The 15,617-nt window shown below is 51.1% G+C and carries 13 protein-coding genes and 1 riboswitch; of the genes, 3 read left to right on the top strand and 10 right to left on the bottom strand.

Going from position 1 to position 15,617, the window contains the following annotated elements; genetic code table 11:
- Nucleotides 1-5: 5 nt before the first annotated feature.
- A riboswitch (purine riboswitch) is annotated at nucleotides 6-106 on the bottom strand.
- 117 nt (nucleotides 107-223) lie between these two features.
- Nucleotides 224-1,432, bottom strand: a complete 1,209-nt coding sequence (locus NST44_RS19365) for an aminotransferase class I/II-fold pyridoxal phosphate-dependent enzyme (protein WP_340901455.1) — start codon at nucleotides 1,430-1,432, stop codon at nucleotides 224-226.
- 382 nt (nucleotides 1,433-1,814) lie between these two features.
- Here NST44_RS19365 and NST44_RS19360 point away from each other — a divergent pair, with 382 nt between their 5' ends.
- Nucleotides 1,815-3,113, top strand: a complete 1,299-nt coding sequence (locus tag NST44_RS19360; protein ID WP_340900428.1) for a YncE family protein — start codon at nucleotides 1,815-1,817, stop codon at nucleotides 3,111-3,113.
- Nucleotides 3,114-3,156: 43 nt separating this feature from the next.
- On the top strand, nucleotides 3,157-3,309 hold the full coding sequence (locus NST44_RS19355; RefSeq protein ID WP_213615506.1) for a hypothetical protein: 153 nt from the start codon (nucleotides 3,157-3,159) through the stop codon (nucleotides 3,307-3,309).
- Nucleotides 3,310-3,645: 336 nt separating this feature from the next.
- On the opposite strand, the gene NST44_RS19350 is transcribed toward NST44_RS19355, so the two are convergent.
- From NST44_RS19350 to NST44_RS19325, 6 genes are all read right to left on the bottom strand, one after another.
- Nucleotides 3,646-5,889, bottom strand: coding sequence for a stalk domain-containing protein (locus NST44_RS19350; protein ID WP_340900427.1), 2,244 nt, complete (start codon nucleotides 5,887-5,889; stop codon nucleotides 3,646-3,648).
- A 249-nt stretch (nucleotides 5,890-6,138) separates the two neighbouring features.
- Nucleotides 6,139-6,573: a hypothetical protein gene (locus NST44_RS19345; protein ID WP_340900426.1), complete on the bottom strand. Its 435-nt coding sequence runs from the start codon at nucleotides 6,571-6,573 to the stop codon at nucleotides 6,139-6,141.
- Between the two features lie 127 nt (nucleotides 6,574-6,700).
- A complete protein-coding gene (locus NST44_RS19340; protein WP_040738128.1) occupies nucleotides 6,701-7,216 on the bottom strand; it encodes a GNAT family N-acetyltransferase in 516 nt (171 codons plus the stop codon).
- A 103-nt stretch (nucleotides 7,217-7,319) separates the two neighbouring features.
- Nucleotides 7,320-8,048, bottom strand: a complete 729-nt coding sequence (locus NST44_RS19335) for a class I SAM-dependent methyltransferase (RefSeq protein ID WP_340900425.1) — start codon at nucleotides 8,046-8,048, stop codon at nucleotides 7,320-7,322.
- Nucleotides 8,049-8,209: 161 nt separating this feature from the next.
- Entirely contained in the window at nucleotides 8,210-8,485 is a 276-nt protein-coding gene (locus NST44_RS19330; protein ID WP_007128299.1) for a CD3324 family protein, read from the bottom strand.
- A 320-nt stretch (nucleotides 8,486-8,805) separates the two neighbouring features.
- Nucleotides 8,806-9,918 carry a threonine aldolase family protein gene (locus NST44_RS19325; RefSeq protein ID WP_340900424.1) on the bottom strand — a complete coding sequence of 371 codons (1,113 nt, stop codon included), beginning with the start codon at nucleotides 9,916-9,918 and terminating at the stop codon, nucleotides 8,806-8,808.
- A 318-nt stretch (nucleotides 9,919-10,236) separates the two neighbouring features.
- Between NST44_RS19325 and NST44_RS19320 the strand changes: the two genes are divergently transcribed.
- Nucleotides 10,237-10,431 (top strand): hypothetical protein, encoded by a 195-nt coding sequence (locus NST44_RS19320; protein ID WP_144865832.1) that lies wholly within the window; start codon nucleotides 10,237-10,239, stop codon nucleotides 10,429-10,431.
- A gap of 54 nt (nucleotides 10,432-10,485) precedes the next feature.
- Here the strand turns inward: NST44_RS19320 and NST44_RS19315 are convergent, their stop codons facing one another.
- The 3 genes from NST44_RS19315 to NST44_RS19305 all read right to left on the bottom strand — a co-directional run bounded on the left by NST44_RS19315 (nucleotide 10,486) and on the right by NST44_RS19305 (nucleotide 15,617).
- Nucleotides 10,486-12,264 carry an ABC transporter substrate-binding protein gene (locus NST44_RS19315; RefSeq protein WP_340900423.1) on the bottom strand — a complete coding sequence of 593 codons (1,779 nt, stop codon included), beginning with the start codon at nucleotides 12,262-12,264 and terminating at the stop codon, nucleotides 10,486-10,488.
- Between the two features lie 87 nt (nucleotides 12,265-12,351).
- Nucleotides 12,352-14,409 (bottom strand): catalase, encoded by a 2,058-nt coding sequence (locus tag NST44_RS19310; RefSeq protein WP_340900422.1) that lies wholly within the window; start codon nucleotides 14,407-14,409, stop codon nucleotides 12,352-12,354.
- Between the two features lie 332 nt (nucleotides 14,410-14,741).
- A complete protein-coding gene (locus tag NST44_RS19305; protein ID WP_340900420.1) occupies nucleotides 14,742-15,617 on the bottom strand; it encodes an RNA polymerase sigma-70 factor in 876 nt (291 codons plus the stop codon).

Genomic DNA, 15,617 nt, shown 5'->3' with positions numbered 1-15,617 from the left:
CGGAAAATGAAAAAGCCATTTTCAGTAGTCAGGATTTTTACGGTTCCTGGTAGAGACCCTCAGACCATATTAATGAGGTTATACTAGCTGTGAATATTCGTTTCTAGCACTGTTGAATAATTTATCACATCGTTTGTTAATGATCAACCCTATGAAACATTTTTTCAGAGATTTTCAAATTATCTTAGCAAAGAATGATCCAACATCTGCCGCATCCGAAAGCTTACGCAAATTCACTTAGGAATGAGCCGATCCGTCTTGCGGCTTCACGCAGCACATGCTCTTCCTGCACTAGCGCAATGCGTACGAATCCTTCCCCTTCGGAGCCGAAAGCATCGCCGGGGATGACGGCGACACCGGTTTTGAGCAACAGCTCCCGAGCGAAAGCTCGCGAGCTCCAAGGCTGATTGCGCTGCAAGAATGCCGGCGGTAGCTTGGCCCACAGGAACATGGTCGCACACGGCTTACGTACCTCCCACCCTGCTTCAGCCAGTGCTTCCACCAATACGTCTCGGCGGGACTCGTACAGCGATGCAGCCGCATTTCCGGCTTCGGGGTCCGCCATAGCATCCTTCAATGCAGCAATTGCAGCGGACTGAATCGGTTTAAATACGCCAAAATCGATGTTGTTCTTAAATTCGCAAAGCGAACCGACAGCCTCCGGATTTCCGGTCAGGAATCCAACTCGGCATCCGGCCATATTGAAGCTTTTCGAGAATGAATGGAGTTCCACCGCAACTTCTTTGGCGCCTTTCGCCTGCAAAATGCTGACTGGCCGGTAACCGTCAAATCCCATTTCCGAATAAGCCATATCATGCACAATCAGCACATGATGCCGCTTCGCCTTCTCGACCAAGGATTCGAAGAAGGCTAGATCGGCTTGCGCCGCGATCGGATTGCCGGGAAAATTCAGCAGGATGAAAACCGCCTGCTCCCATACCTCTTCCGGAATTCGATCCAGATCGGGAAGAAAGCCCCGCTCCTCTCTCAAGGGAACATGCCAAGGGGTTACGCCTGCAATGGCCAATGCGCCGGTGTAGATCGGATACCCCGGATCGGGAACGATGGCGATATCTCCAGGAATGCAGATGGCTTGGGCCAGATGGGATAGTCCATCCTGCGAGCCCATTAAGGCCAGCATTTCGGAATCAGGGTTTACCTTGACCCCATAACGGTATGCCATCCAAGCCGCGCATTGGCTGCGGAATTCCGGCGTGCCGCTTGTGCCTGGGTAAGAATACTGCTCTTCTTTCATCACTTCCGAGCTTAGCGTTTCGCGTATAGTTGATGAGGGGCCGCGGTCCGGGCTGCCGATGCCCAAATCGATCACTTGTTTACCTGCTTGCAGCGCCTCCTGTTTCCACTCCGCGACCTCCGCAAAAATGGAAGAGCCGAGATGTGAGAGCTTATCGGCGCGCCATGAACGGCGCATTCTAGAATTCGTCAATGATTACACCCGCTTTTTTTGCATTTATTATAGCATGAATATGCTTTACACTGGTCAGTCCCCAAGGCATTCCCCTCCCTGCATATGAATAACTCCCCGCCTAAACCGCCTCTCTTGATCTGTCTATAACCTGTGAGCTCATCGCCTATCCTTCATTCAAAAATAGTTGTTCGTCTAAGTTCCGCATGGGTACTTGCGCACTCAACGCATGCACAGGAGACGTATGATATACCAGTTCATGGGGAGGTGTTCGCGGATGGGATGTCCGACCAGGAAAAAGAAACGATGCAAAAAAAAACTAAAACTGGTATTCAAACCAAAGAAGAGAAAACGCAAGTGTATCATTATTAGGAGAAAAACGGTTCGAGTGTCAGTTCCGTCCCCTACCGTAGTAGAAGGATCTGCCGGAGAGCAAGGACCTCAAGGTGCTCCCGGACCACCGGGACCCCAAGGAATGCCGGGACCCCCAGGACCCCCGGGACCCCTGGGACCACCAGGACTTCAGGGAATTGCCGGACCACCGGGGCCGCAAGGCATACCCGGCCCGGCGGGGCCGCCAGGGGTAAGCCCGGAGGATGTTTGCCTGCAGGAGATGCGATCCACGCTGCAGCGGTTAGACAGCCAGTATATATCCGTCTCGACCACAGGAGTTGCCGATACCATCGAAGGACGAATCAGGCGTACAGACGAAGGAAGCGTTATTTTGACCGGCGTCTTCGGAACTCGGATCATTCCCATATGCTCCATTAACTCCGTTGATTACGGCCCGTTTGCTTATGTCCTTTTTCCCTTCAATGATGTTATAACCGTGATCAATACGGCGACCAACACGATAATGGGCTTCATACCGGTCGGCGACAGTCCGAACGCTATCGTATTCACCCCGGACGGCTCAAGAGCCTATGTCACCAATTTCAACGATGACAACGTGCTGATCATTAATACCGCGACCAATACGCTGACAGGTATGCCTATTCAAGTTGGAGACGGCGCCGACCGGCTTGCCATCACGCCTGACGGTTCAAGGGTGTATGTCACGAACTTCCTCGGCGATACCGTTTCCGTCATCGATACGACATCCAACACGGTAATCGTTCCGGCCATTCCGGTTGGAGACGGACCATCCGGCATTGCCATTACCCCTAATGGACTCCGTGCTTATGTCGTAAATTCACTCGATGAAACCGTCTCGGTGATTGACACGACAACCAATCTCGTGGTCGGACTACCGATTCCCGTCGGCCTATCGCCTAGCGAGATCGCCATTACTCCTGACGGCACCAGAGCTTACGTAGTCAATTTCTTAGGCGGCTCCGTGTCAGTCATAGATACTGCCTTAAATCTGGTTATTGCCACCATCCCGGTCGGTCCGAATCCCACGGATATCGCCATTACCCCGGACGGTTCCAGGGCCTACGTCACGATTGGCGGCAACGATACCGTCGTTATTATCCACATCGCCATGAATACGGTGATTGCGCCGACGATACCGGTCGGGGACGGTCCTAGCGGGATCGCTATTACGCCGGACGGCACGAGGGCATATGTCACTAACACGCTATCCCCATTTATATCCATTATTAACACTTCATCGAACACTGTAACCTCATTGGCATTAACCAACACGGGATATTCAGGCATAGGTATTACACCAATTACGATCTAGGATGGAACCGATAAATCGATTAATTCATTAAAGGAGAAGTGGTATGCGTAAACAAGATCTATGGGAGAAGATTAAAAAGGAGTTGGAACAGCATCCGAACATAACGAGTATCGAGCTTGCAGCCAAATGCCGGATTCCACTTCATATCGTAGAGATTTTCCGGGCTAAAATAACAAAGACCGATCCAGCATCTTAACGCGTGACGAAACAACCGACGGATACCAAGCTTCGTGTTGAAACCGTAACTTGAAGGTAACTCTACTCTTCTGTGTTTCGCAAGAAAGCTGGGCACTTTCGTCAGATTCCGGATTCAAGCTGCTTTCAAGAAGTTGTTGCTCGAAGCAGGGTCGGGCACAATCAGAAAGCCTAACGAAGTGCCCAGAAGGATACGCGTAAAATTCAACAGGTACGTGTTGCGCCAGAAGAAGGGATAATTCTCTTTGTTTTTCCTCACTCCTACAAAAAGACCCCACTCTCAGAGCCGAAGCCGTAAGTGTGGAGTCTTCATGAATCTATAGGGGATACCCATTCATTATTGCTTTAATTCCGGCATCTGAGTAAATAACAGATTCACCGGCAAATTGCTGCCTGGGGCCGCGGTCAGAATAATGTCTACCTGCTGTTCAAAATCGCCGGTCCGGTACAGAACCGATTGTTCACCAGGGGATACCTGCCCTAATGAGTAGATCGGCGTAATCGTTCCGTTAACCATTGCATAGCCGGAATACTTTCCGCCGCGCGGGTTAAACGAAATCAGCGTATTTGGCGCAACGCGGTCCAGCGTAATTTTGTACAGGACGCCAAAGTTCCCCGTATTCGAGGTAGTATCTCCGACCATCGGATCCGTTCCCTGAAGGTTCGGATCATCCATGTTATCCCCTAGAACCAACCGCTGGGGATCCGCGCCGACAAGCTCGGAATAACGGATGACACGGGTGGAATCCGGATAGGTGCCGCGGTTATGCACACCGTCTCGGTTCAAGATCGGCAGCTCCGGCAGCACCTTCAGCGGGTCGGATTTCTCGTCGATCATAATGACATCGAATTGGATCGGCAAATCGCTGTACATATCCGAGTATAAAGAGATGACATGCCCTTGCTTCATGCGGACTTCGCTAAGCTCGGTCATCACCAGCTTCTGCTCGCCCGGTGCAAGTGTTACCGACATTTGCTTCGAACCATCCTGCATCGATTGGAAATAATTCAGCACCGATTTCTTCCCTGCCGCTGTGGCGATCGGAGAAGGTCCGGCAAAACCAAGAAAGTCCTGGCGAAGCGTTACCGGCGTGCTGTTTTTGTTTGTTGCCACCACGTACATTTTAACGTTCTTATTCAAGTTGTTCACGTGGTGGATCATAAACCGCATATCCCCGGATGCCGTTTCCCGATAAACAATGCCTTCGCTGTTGACGGTCTCCGGGCTGTTGCTGCGGATCAGCGTGCTCGGCTCGTCATAGAACTCGTAATTGATTTTATCTCTGGATGTCACCGAGCCCGTGAAAGTGAATTTCTCGCCTTCCGGAATAAAGAGCTTGTTGAAGTCTTCTTCTACATACAGGGTTTCGTCTGTGATATGAATCGTATGCTCGTAAGTGGAGCTGAGCCCCTTTCTGTCCGTCACGGTCAGCCGGATCGTATGAACTCCCGGCGTAAAGTATGCATACTGCTTGTTTTCCCATTTGTAGGTCAATTGCTCGTTCTTGTCTATGTCGTCATAGCTCTGATCGATGATCGTGACCAGCTCACCCATCTTGTATTCGCCCTTATCGGTATCAAACATGGCGACAGGCGGCTGGTTAGGTTGAACGACGGTAATTTTTACGCTGTAAGGATCACTCCAGGTTCCGGTGGAATCCTGAACGGCATAGGTAATGGTGTACTCTCCCGGCGTATCGAATATGTCCTGTCTTCCTTCCCAGCGCTCATTGATGATCTCGCCCTGGGCGTTCTCAACCTCTGTGGTGTATGTAACGGTCGTTTGTCCGGCCAAAATCTCTTTCGGACCCACGGTGAATTTGGCTACCGGCTTGGTCTGCAAATTCATGATTACACGCTTGCCCGCGTTATCAACGGAATAAGGAATCTCTAACGCCTGCGTGATGGCAGTCAGTGGAACCATAAAGGTGCCGTTTGTCTGATAGGAAGTGCCCTTCATGTTCTTGGATACACCGTTCACGGTGTATTTGCTGCTGTTTGTTTTGAATCGGAGCTCGTTGCTGCCTTTTGTGATTACCGTCTCCTTCGTTTTCTTGTCGTAAGAGACCTTGAAGCCGACCCGGTCTACGAGAGCGCGAATGGGAACGTAGGATATGCCCTTCTTCACTTGCATCGGCTGAGGCGCATTGTAGGTCACGCCGTCTTGAATCATCTTGGTGCTGTTGAAATAAAGAATAAGTTCTTTGCCGCCAGCGCTTGTCTGGTTATTTGGATTATTTTGGTTATTTGGATCATTCTGATTATCTTGGGCTTCTCCAGGAACGGTTGGCTCTTGTTCGCCGCCCGCGCCTCCTGCTGCCGGATCGGTCGTACCATCTTGCTCTTCAGTAACTTCCCCTGTTACTGTCTCTGTCGAAGCAGCGTCCGTTTGAGAAGTTTGAGAAGTTTGCGAGATCCCCTTCGTTTCGGCGCTCTTGGTCATTGCTGTCTGTTCGTACACTTCTTGGGTCACTGTTCCCGACTTGTCGTCCGGGACACTTGCATCCGCACTCGCCGGATATGCCGCAGCAAGTTGAGCTACAGCGAGCACAGCAAGCAGTGATCGTTTCTTCAGTTTCATTCCTAAGCTCCTTCTAATCCTATTTTGTTTATAATGAAAGATGTCCATACTATTAGACGCAAATATTGGTAAAAAAGTTTCTCTCATTCCTCAATTATTCTGATAGAAATTAAAAGCAAGTCTTATAAGGTGCCTGTCCTCATGGTTCCAAGGTATTGTTGCTCCCCAGTTTTAAGCGCAAAAAAGGCTGCCGGCGAGAACGCCCTGGCAGCCTGCATACATGACTGATTTATCAAAACTAAGAGAACTTCATCGATAGGAAATCCTGCCAATTTTCACTAAAAGCACGGCGTTGATCGAACCGGCCGCCATTAGCATCAGGTGGATCAGAATCGCCCATAGCGCCTCCCCGTTCGCAACAACAGTCCAAACCCCAAACCACAGGAACAACGGAGGCAGCTGGATAATGCTTAAGCATAGCGTTAGGAAGAGGGCTATATTTTCGGGAGCGTCTCCCCCGCGAATACGGACCATGTTAAGTGCTGTGCCTGCCAGCCCGATGCCAATAACAATGGAAACCCCTGCCCAGAAGGACGTTACCTCCATTTCAGAACCGACTTCGGGTCCAAGAAACGAAAAGCTGATCCAGCTTGAGCTTAGATACATAATTCCGGCCGCTATGGATAAAAAAGCAGACAAAAAAACCATTCCAATCACGCTTCGATTGATCCATATTTGCTTCATCGCGGCATCATCTCCTGAAATATCCGTTCCCTATTGATTGGTGAGTTCCTGCTTGTTGCCAACAGCGATCCAACGCCCATCGATATCCTCAAAGTGCGAGAAACCTTTATTCATTCGTACCCCTCTCTCAAATGATTCCCAGTTCCTTCACGAGATACAACACCAAGTCGTCGTCGGCGCGAACCATCTCTCCGGGGACCACCGGGACATTGTGGTACATGATGCCGTGTCCATCCGGTATGTAGCCTCTACGGCAGTATATCCGCTGCGCGGCTCCGTAATCCTTGTACAGCCCTACACCGATACCGATGCGATGCGTCGTTTCACGGGCAATATGCTCAAACTCTTCGATGATCCGATTGGCGATGCCTTGCCTCTGGTATTCCGGAAATACGTTCAAATCGTTAATCTCCGGAATCCCGTTTTCGCGAAAGAACGGATAATCCGAATCATATTTCAAATGGGAAACGCCGGCCAGCTCTCCGTCCGCATACGCCAGCAGCGTAACGCGCTTTCCGGTCCGGTTCTCCAGATCGCAACGATCGTAATACGCTTCCGGACGATGAATTTGATGCTGCGCGAACGCTTGCTGCCAGGCAATTTTGAGCTCCATGCCTTCCAATCTCTTCACAGTGATCTCCATTAAGGACATGCCCCCACTTTCTCACTTTCTCACGCTAGGTGTAATCACTATAATAACCGCTTTCCTTACGCTGGTAAATGACCTTACAGCCAGCTAATCCTGCTTATCGCGTTGCCGATATCAACAGAAACATCGGCCGATGACTCTCCTCCTCCCATTCCGGATGAACGGCTAGCTGTTCATCCGCTGGCCCCCAATCCTCCACGTGGGTAATCGTAAACCCAACCCGGATCAAAAGATTCAGGTACGTTCCGATCGTCCGATGCTGCTTGATTACGCCTTCGGCCAACCAATTCGTGGTTCGAGGTCCCTCGAATTGATAATGATCGACCGGCCATGTCCTGAAGCCATTCGGATGGGGGATCCATCCAGCCCCCTGCGATGCCGTGTAAATCGGATGTTCGATCGAGCATACCAAACGTCCGCCGACCTTAAGCGAATCATACACCTGCTTTAACAGCCGCTCTATATTCTCGATATAATGAAAGGCAAGCGAGCTGTAGACCAGATCATATCTCTCCCGTTCCAGCTCGATCGTCTCCAGGTCTGCCCGTAGGTATGAAATTTGCGGGTCCTTCGTATCATCCTTGGCCCTTGCAAGCATCTTGGCAGACACGTCGATGCCTACGACGCTTATGGCACCATGCTCCTTAGCCCAGCGGCAGAACCAGCCGAAGCCGCAGCCTAAATCAAGCACATCGATCCCCTTCATGTCGGGCAGCAGCGATTGAAGCGCCGTCCATTCCGGGGCACCGTCTAGTCCGTGGATGGAACGATTCAATTGACTGTAGCCTTGAAAGAAATCCTCGTGATCATAAATATTTTGAGTCATAAAGGTCACTCACTCCCCGTTTCCTTCCGTGTTCTTCTAAACTTATCGCGATTTGCGATGCAACTCAAGTTCAAGAATAGTTATGACGCAAAGGGGATCACCGCATAAAAAAAAGCGATATTTGAAGGATCCCCATGGACCGCATCAAATATCGCCTCTCATCATGGTTTCGGCTTTTGTTGCCGGATGATCCGCCGGATGGATTGCTCCGTAAGATAATGCCGCTGCGACAGCTGACGAATGGATTCACCTCGGCAGTACCTCTCGTAGATCTCGCGGTTCCTACGGGTTATTTCCGCTTTGGCCCCCGTCCGCTCTCCCCAGCTTGTGCGGCGGCCGGCCTTTCTGGGGATATAGATATAACCGCCGTCTATATATTGTTGAATAACCTTAATTACGTCGTCAGGTAAAAGATGCTGTGCATTTTCATATTTCATATTTGCCGCTCCTATCTACAAGAAAAATGAACAGGATTTTGCCAAATCCTCATGTAAATAGCGAGCAAAGCATGCACAAGACATTTACGCCTTAACTGGAAGCAGGCTCCGAACAAACCCCTTTGTCCGTATTCTCCATGCTGTGCTGCTTTGCCCGGAGCCTGATTTAACCGTTTGTACGGTGGTGCTTCTTTGAAAAGCCATGTGTTATTCACCTCGCATTTATGAAAATACGTAAGCCAGTTTTGCACTGCTATTATTTTACCAGCATGAACGCCGTCGATAAATCATAACCGGAAAATCAATCCCCTTGCACGCTCCTATTCAGTTTCAGCGATTTCAGCGTGCTTTATTTTCTCATCAAGCAGCCGGAAAGCTTCCTTCAGCTCTTCTTTCGGCACCCGGCTATAGCGGTCCCCGATATGCACCTCGGTGGAACAGCTCTGATCGCCTGTTTCACGCAAATAACTGATGAGCCCAACCCCGGTTTCGGTAAGCACATCGACCAAAAGCGGCTCCAGCTGCTCCATACTCATCTTAAAATGGACATGAAACATGTTCGATACCGGAATTTCGGGCCGAGTCTGAATCCCTTGGCACTGGTTGAACAGCATGGCCAGTTCCTTAGCCTCCTCATAATATTGCTTCATGCGGCCGATTCTCAGCTTATAATAAAAATCCGAGCTAATGATATACGGATACAAGCTGACCAGGTCACCACCATGCCGCCGTTTCCATATTTTCGATTTGGCCGTGAACTCCGCATTTCCCGCAAGAATCGCCCCGGCAATCCCGCCGATGCCTTTGTAGAACGAAACATACACACTGTCAAAAAGAGCGCAGATTTCAGCAGCGGATTTTCCGTAGTACGGCGTAATTTCAAATAGTCTTGCTCCATCCAAATGCAGCTTGATTCCGTTCGAACGGCAATATGCCGAAATCGCCTCCAGCTCCCCGTAATCAGGCAGCTGTCCGCCGATCTCCCGCTGCGGCAATTCCAACAGCAGACATGATATCCGCTCATCCAGATGCTGAACATCTTCAAGCGTAATCAAGCGGTCTTTATCCGCCAGAAGGATCGGCTCAATATGATGGAGCTCCTTAAGACCGTCCTCTTCATGAATCTCCAGATGACACAGAGGATGGTAAGCCACCCGCTTTAATCCGGCTTCATCACACCAAATCCGGAGGGCAATCTGCTGCGCCATCGTCCCGCTCGGGAAGAACACGGCCGACTCCTTGCCAAGCTCGTCAGCCATCCGACTCTGGAAGTCTTCAATAACCGATCCGCTGCCGTACATATCTGCCGTTTGTCCACCATCGACATCCTTGAATGCCTCCAGCAGAACTTCGGCTGTCCGGGCGCTGTGTCCGATTAACGGATACACCGTTTTGCTATATGTTTCATTTAGCGATTTCTTAAGATGCTCCATATGTAGGGGTCTCCCTTCGGGGTTCGATGCAACGTTTCGCACATCGTCCGTTTATTCCTTGCCTGTTCTTTAGCATACTAGATAATTGGTCTGCGGAATATGCCTTTCCCTAAAAATGATACGTAAGAAAGGAAAGCCTTGACAACGATGTCGCCATGATGCTGGCGTCAGAAACAGTCGCGTGTGCGAAAAGGGGAAATCCGCTTGACCAGGTTTACACTTTTTACGGATAACGGTGGCCTCCATAATGTACGTAACAAGACATTCCACGTTCATTCATTCAGACGTAATCCAGAATGTCTGACAGGAGGCAAAGTGATGTACGACGGCTACACGCTAGAGAAGCTGCAGGAGTATCGGCAATCGGAATGGGAACGGCTTGAACGCAGAGGCTTATATGTACAGCCTGATCCTTTGGAAAAACATATGCAGGCGGGCAAACGAAGCCTTCTTCATAATCTTTTCGGCTTCTTTCGACAGCGGCAGTCTCGCTCAAGCCAAAAGCTCCTCTAACACGAAACAGAGCAGGCGCGGTTATTGTCGCATCTGCTCTGTTATTTTTTCTCGTCATACCCGCCAGATTTGCTTGAAATCAAGCCAGCCTAGCCGGTTAATGACGATCCCCTTATAGGAAGCATTCAAATGGGCATAGAACTTCGTATGTGCAAGGAACAAAATTTGCGCTTCGCCGCGCAGCCGATCTTCGATTTTCTTTAATTGGCCGAATCTATCCTTAGAATCCGGGCTCGCTAACGCGCCATCGATGCACTCCCTGACCCATTCCCTAAGCCCCGGATCCATGAGCTCTTTCACAAAGCTGCTGTCCTGCTCGTAGTTCTCGACCAGACAGACTTCTTCGCCGGGCAGCACCAGCGCATGCACAATGCAATCCATCTCTTTCATCACATCCGGGCGGAGAATCGTATCCATCCTCTCTTCGCGGATGATGACCGATATTCCGATATCGGCGCAGCGTTCCTTGATCCATGCTGCGTCCTTGGCATGATTGGCGATGGTGCCCATGATGATTGGTGTTCCATCATAGCCTGACTGTTCCAGCAAGGATTGCGCAAGCCCCGGGTCGTACTGCTCCTGGTATTCAAGGGTCCTCTTATCCCGGATAAAGCTTCTGGCCGGAAACAGACGGTGTTCTCCGAGCTCCCTGACCATACCTTGGCGATCAAGGACCAGATCCACGGCACGCCGGAACAATACGCATTGATGGGGACCTGATTTCGTCATATTCCATGTCATCATGCTCGTGCACCCTTCGGAGGACTCAATGGTCACCACCTCGTCGTTTCCGTTATCGGCTTGCCTTACTTCCGGATCCTGAAGCAGATTCTCCCAGCTGACCTCATAATGGATGGCATGCTCAGGCATGATGACGATGTGCACGGTGTCCAAATGCGGACGACCTTGATAGTAATGCGGATTGGCGTGAAAGACCAATCGCTCTTCGCTCCATGTCTCGAGGATGAATGGCCCTGTGCCCATCGGGCGGGCCCAATACGAAGCTTCGTCCGGCTCGGCCAGGTGCTTAGGAATAATGGACATACAGATCGCGCTCAGGAACCGGATAAAGATCCGATTCGGTTTGTTCAACATAAATCTTACAATGCGGGGAGTGACGACATCGACCCGATTCAGCTCGCGAACGATCCAGCCGTTGCGTTTTCCGCGGCGAAGCCGTTCGACCGTATATTTGACATCATCTGCGGTCAATTCGGTGCCGTCATGAAACACAATCCCTTTTCGCAGATGGAAGGTCCATTCCGTTCCGTCATCATTGCTCTCCCAGTAGTGGGCGATGGCCGGCAGATAGCGGCCGGTTTCGTTATCGTAGTTCACCAGTCTGTCGAAGATTTGCTCAATCATATGGGACTGAACACTGTATACGCAATCGGCCGGATCCAGCGACTCAATGGTCCGGTAGATTGGAAGACGTAAGGAATCCTTTGACTGTTCGCCTTCCTGCTCTTTGCAAAATCCGAAATGACCGTTCATCCATTCCACAAACGACTCATTTGTGCGAATATCGTTTCCATACGTCCGGAGCAGCTCAAACGCCCGCTTATACTCCCCCTTCTCCGCCCATTGCCGCGCCGATTCCTGCAGAAGCTGTTCCCGATTGGCCAGAAACGTCAGTACGGAACGGTTCCCCCGTCCTCGACCTGCCCTCCAGGTTATCCACGCTTTCTCTTGCATTTTGCGCAGGACAAGCTTCGCATTGCGTTCCGTGCAAAACAAGGTGGCTGCGATCACTTCAAGCGTCACTTTCGTCGAAGTGCCCTCCGCCCCTTCAGCCAGCTTCCGATGCAGCATCAAATATTGTTCGCTGAGCAAGGCACCTCACTCCCCCGTAATCCGATATATACCTTGTATTCTACAGGGTGTTCCGGGTTCGCGCGATACCTAATCATCGCTTAAGTTCTAAACGATTCTTGACCAATGCCGGTGAGCTGCAATGGCTTCAATGAAACTGTGCCCGAATGATTTCAGGTCGTCGCCCTCGCGGGCTGTAACGATGCCTTCGCCGCTGGCCGAAGGCAGTAAATTGACGCCCTCGTCGATCGCTGCAATCGGCTTGTAATGCTGATAGGCCTCTCTCACGAAGTCAAGAACCTTCGGCTCGCTCAGAAGCTCGGATACGCTGAGTGTCCCGCCCGCAACGAGCACCGCATCGAATAAGACCGAATCGGCTCCGAGCAGGGAGTGCTTCACTTCAAGCTCGCCGCTGGTTTTGCCGCGAATCATGCCGAGCTTGGCGCTCACGATTTCCGTTATGACGCCTGCCTGCTGCAGCTGGGTGAGCACGAACGGCAGCTCGTCCGAATATCCGTTGCCGGCAAGTACTGCAACTTTACGGGTAAGCGGCAGCTTCACGGTATTCATCATGCTCAAAGCGGGCGAGGCCAAGCTGGAAGCGGAACCGCTCTTCTGCGGCGGAATCGTGCCGATGCCTTCCGATATGCGAGTGGCTAGCTCGCTGTCCACGTTCGCGAACACGTCTACAACCTGCTGACGAATTTCTTTCCGCTGCACCTTGCCGAGCTCGAACTGGAACGCGGAGACGATATGCTGCTTCTCGACTTCGGACATGCTGTTCCAGAACATGGACGCCTGGCTGAAATGATCCTTGAAGCTGTCGCTTCGCTCTCTTACCTTCCGTCCCTCTACCTTCTCGGTATAATGTTCATAACCGCCATGCTCTCCGGGCACCGGTGCCGGCGTATTGCCGGCGATTCCGTTCTTATGATAGCTGACAGGCCCTTTATTTATCGTCATGCGATGCATGCCGTCACGCTGGTTATTGTGGACCGGCGCAACCGGGCGATTGATCGGTATCTCGTGAAAGTTCGGTCCGCCGAGACGGGACAGCTGCGTATCCGTATAGGAGAACAGCCGGCCTTGCAGCAGCGGGTCGTTGGTGAAATCAATCCCCGGCACGACATGTCCGGGATGGAAGGCGATTTGCTCGGTCTCGGCGAAGAAGTTATCGGTATTGCGGTTCAGCGTCATTTTTCCGATAAGCCGCACCGGGACGAGCTCCTCCGGCCATATTTTCGTAGTATCCAGAATGTCGAAGTCAAAACGGAATTCATCTTCCTCCGGAATCATCTGCACGCCAAGCTCATACTCCGGAAAGTTCCCCGATTCGATCGCTTCCCACAGATCGCGGCGGTTGAAATCCGGATCCTTTCCCGCAATCTTCTGCGTTTCATCCCAAACTAAGGAATGGGTGCCAAGCACCGGCTTCCAGTGGAATTTCACAAAATGGGCTCTGCCTTCCTCATTCACAAACCGGAATGTATGTACACCGAAGCCCTCCATCATCCGAAAGCTTCTCGGCAGCGCCCGGTCGGACATTGCCCACATCACCATATGCACGCTCTCGGTATTATTGGCCACGAAATCCCAAAAAGTATCGTGCGCGGACTGGGCCTGCGGAATTTCGTTGTGCGGCTCCGGCTTCACGGCATGAACGAAATCGGGAAACTTCATTGCATACTGAATGAAGAACACCGGCATGTTGTTGCCGACAAGATCGTAATTGCCTTCCTCCGTGTAAAACTTGGTCGCAAAACCCCTTACATCCCTGACCGTGTCCGCTGAGCCTCTGGACCCCGCAACCGTGGAGAAACGGACGAACACCGGCGTAACCGTTGATGGGTCCTGCAGAAACTTCGCCCGGGTAAACGCCCTCATGGATTCGTACACCTGGAAAAAGCCGTGAGCTCCGAAGCCCCTGGCGTGAACGATACGTTCAGGAATCCTTTCATGGTCAAAATGGGTCATCTTCTCCCGGAAGTGGAAATCCTCCATAAGGGTCGGCCCGCGAACCCCCGCTTTCAGCGAATGCTCGTCCTCGGATACCCGAAGCCCTTGGTTGGTGGTCAAGCCTTTGCCATCATTATCCACCGTAAATTGAGCCAGCTGCTGGTCCTTGATCGTCTTCTTGCTGCTGTTGTTCGAATTGGAATCCTTCATGCGTCTCGAACCTCCTGGTTTATAGTTGGTACGAATATCTGCCACTATTAAACATGGGTGCGTCAACTAGGTAGCAGAATAACTAGGCATCCGAGAACTATTACCCTGCAATATGGAAAGCGAATCCAGATTCACCCTTCCTTCATGAAACGCTCATCCGATAGCTTTAAGGAAACATCCAGCACGAACCCAATAAAAATGGGTCCTTATCAAGTAAAAAGAACGGATTCATTTATATAGAACCATTTGGTATAGGGAGCACCAAATAAAAAAACAGCCTCTCTCATCAGAGACAGGCTGCTTATGTTAACCCTATTGTAGCAGCGGGTTGATTATAACTTCGGTGGAATCAGTCCTTGAAGCTTATCCGGATTTCGCACAATATAGATTTCTTGAATCAATCCATCCTTCACATTCACAAAAACAACTCCGGTTATGACCCCTTGATGATAGAACACGACGCCGGTTTGACCATTCAGCTCCTTGATCTCGATTAACAGCGAATCGCCATCTTCCAGCTGTGCATTGTGAAGAATCCCCAGCAGGAAGCGGGCGACCTTCTCTCTCGATTCGACCGGGCGGGCAGCGGCGATGACCTTGCCTCCGCCATCCGAGATGAGAACAGCATCTTCCGCAAGCAAGCTTAGTACATGCTCGGCATTCCCGGCCGATAATGCCGCAAAGAAGCCATTCACCCACTCCTCCGCCACAGTTCCCACGCCGATCAGATCATCCTCCGTGATCCCCATCTTGCCACGGGCTCTGCTCATCAGCTTGCGGCAATTCGTTTCACTCTTCTCCACAAGCTCCGCAATTTCAGGATAGTCGAAGCCCAGCGCCTCCCGAAGAACGAAAACAGCTCGTTCAGCGGGTGAGAGCCGTTCCAGCAGAACGAGCATCGCATAGGACAGCAGATCTTGATTCTCAACCGCCTCGTAGCTGTCGCCGAATGCACTCGGAATCGGCTCGGGAAGCCACGGACCGAAGTATTCCTCCCGTCGCTGCCTTGCCGATTTGAGATGATCGAGACACCGGTTCGTTACCATTTTGCACAAATAGGCCTTCGGTTCCTTAATCTGATCCATCGGCAGGCTCTGGACCTTGACGAACACATCTTGAACAGCGTCCTCCGCGTCGGAGACGGTGCCTGTCATTTGGTATGCGAGGTGAAACAACAGATTTCTATATTGCTTATACAGCTCTCCCAC

It is taken from the genome of Paenibacillus sp. FSL W8-0919, from assembly GCF_038003785.1.
Lineage (GTDB): Bacteria > Bacillota > Bacilli > Paenibacillales > Paenibacillaceae > Paenibacillus_AQ > Paenibacillus_AQ lactis.
This window is presented reverse-complemented; position numbering and strand designations above follow the sequence as displayed.

Coding starts and splice junctions, on each gene's coding strand:
- NST44_RS19365 (WP_340901455.1), bottom strand. CDS start 1,432: ATGCGCCGTTCATGGCGCGCCGATAAGCTCTCACATCTCGGCTCTTCC.
- NST44_RS19355 (WP_213615506.1), top strand. CDS start 3,157: ATGCGTAAACAAGATCTATGGGAGAAGATTAAAAAGGAGTTGGAACAG.
- NST44_RS19350 (WP_340900427.1), bottom strand. CDS start 5,889: ATGAAACTGAAGAAACGATCACTGCTTGCTGTGCTCGCTGTAGCTCAA.
- NST44_RS19345 (WP_340900426.1), bottom strand. CDS start 6,573: ATGAAGCAAATATGGATCAATCGAAGCGTGATTGGAATGGTTTTTTTG.
- NST44_RS19340 (WP_040738128.1), bottom strand. CDS start 7,216: ATGGAGATCACTGTGAAGAGATTGGAAGGCATGGAGCTCAAAATTGCC.
- NST44_RS19335 (WP_340900425.1), bottom strand. CDS start 8,048: ATGACTCAAAATATTTATGATCACGAGGATTTCTTTCAAGGCTACAGT.
- NST44_RS19330 (WP_007128299.1), bottom strand. CDS start 8,485: ATGAAATATGAAAATGCACAGCATCTTTTACCTGACGACGTAATTAAG.
- NST44_RS19325 (WP_340900424.1), bottom strand. CDS start 9,918: ATGGAGCATCTTAAGAAATCGCTAAATGAAACATATAGCAAAACGGTG.
- NST44_RS19320 (WP_144865832.1), top strand. CDS start 10,237: ATGTACGACGGCTACACGCTAGAGAAGCTGCAGGAGTATCGGCAATCG.
- NST44_RS19310 (WP_340900422.1), bottom strand. CDS start 14,409: ATGAAGGATTCCAATTCGAACAACAGCAGCAAGAAGACGATCAAGGAC.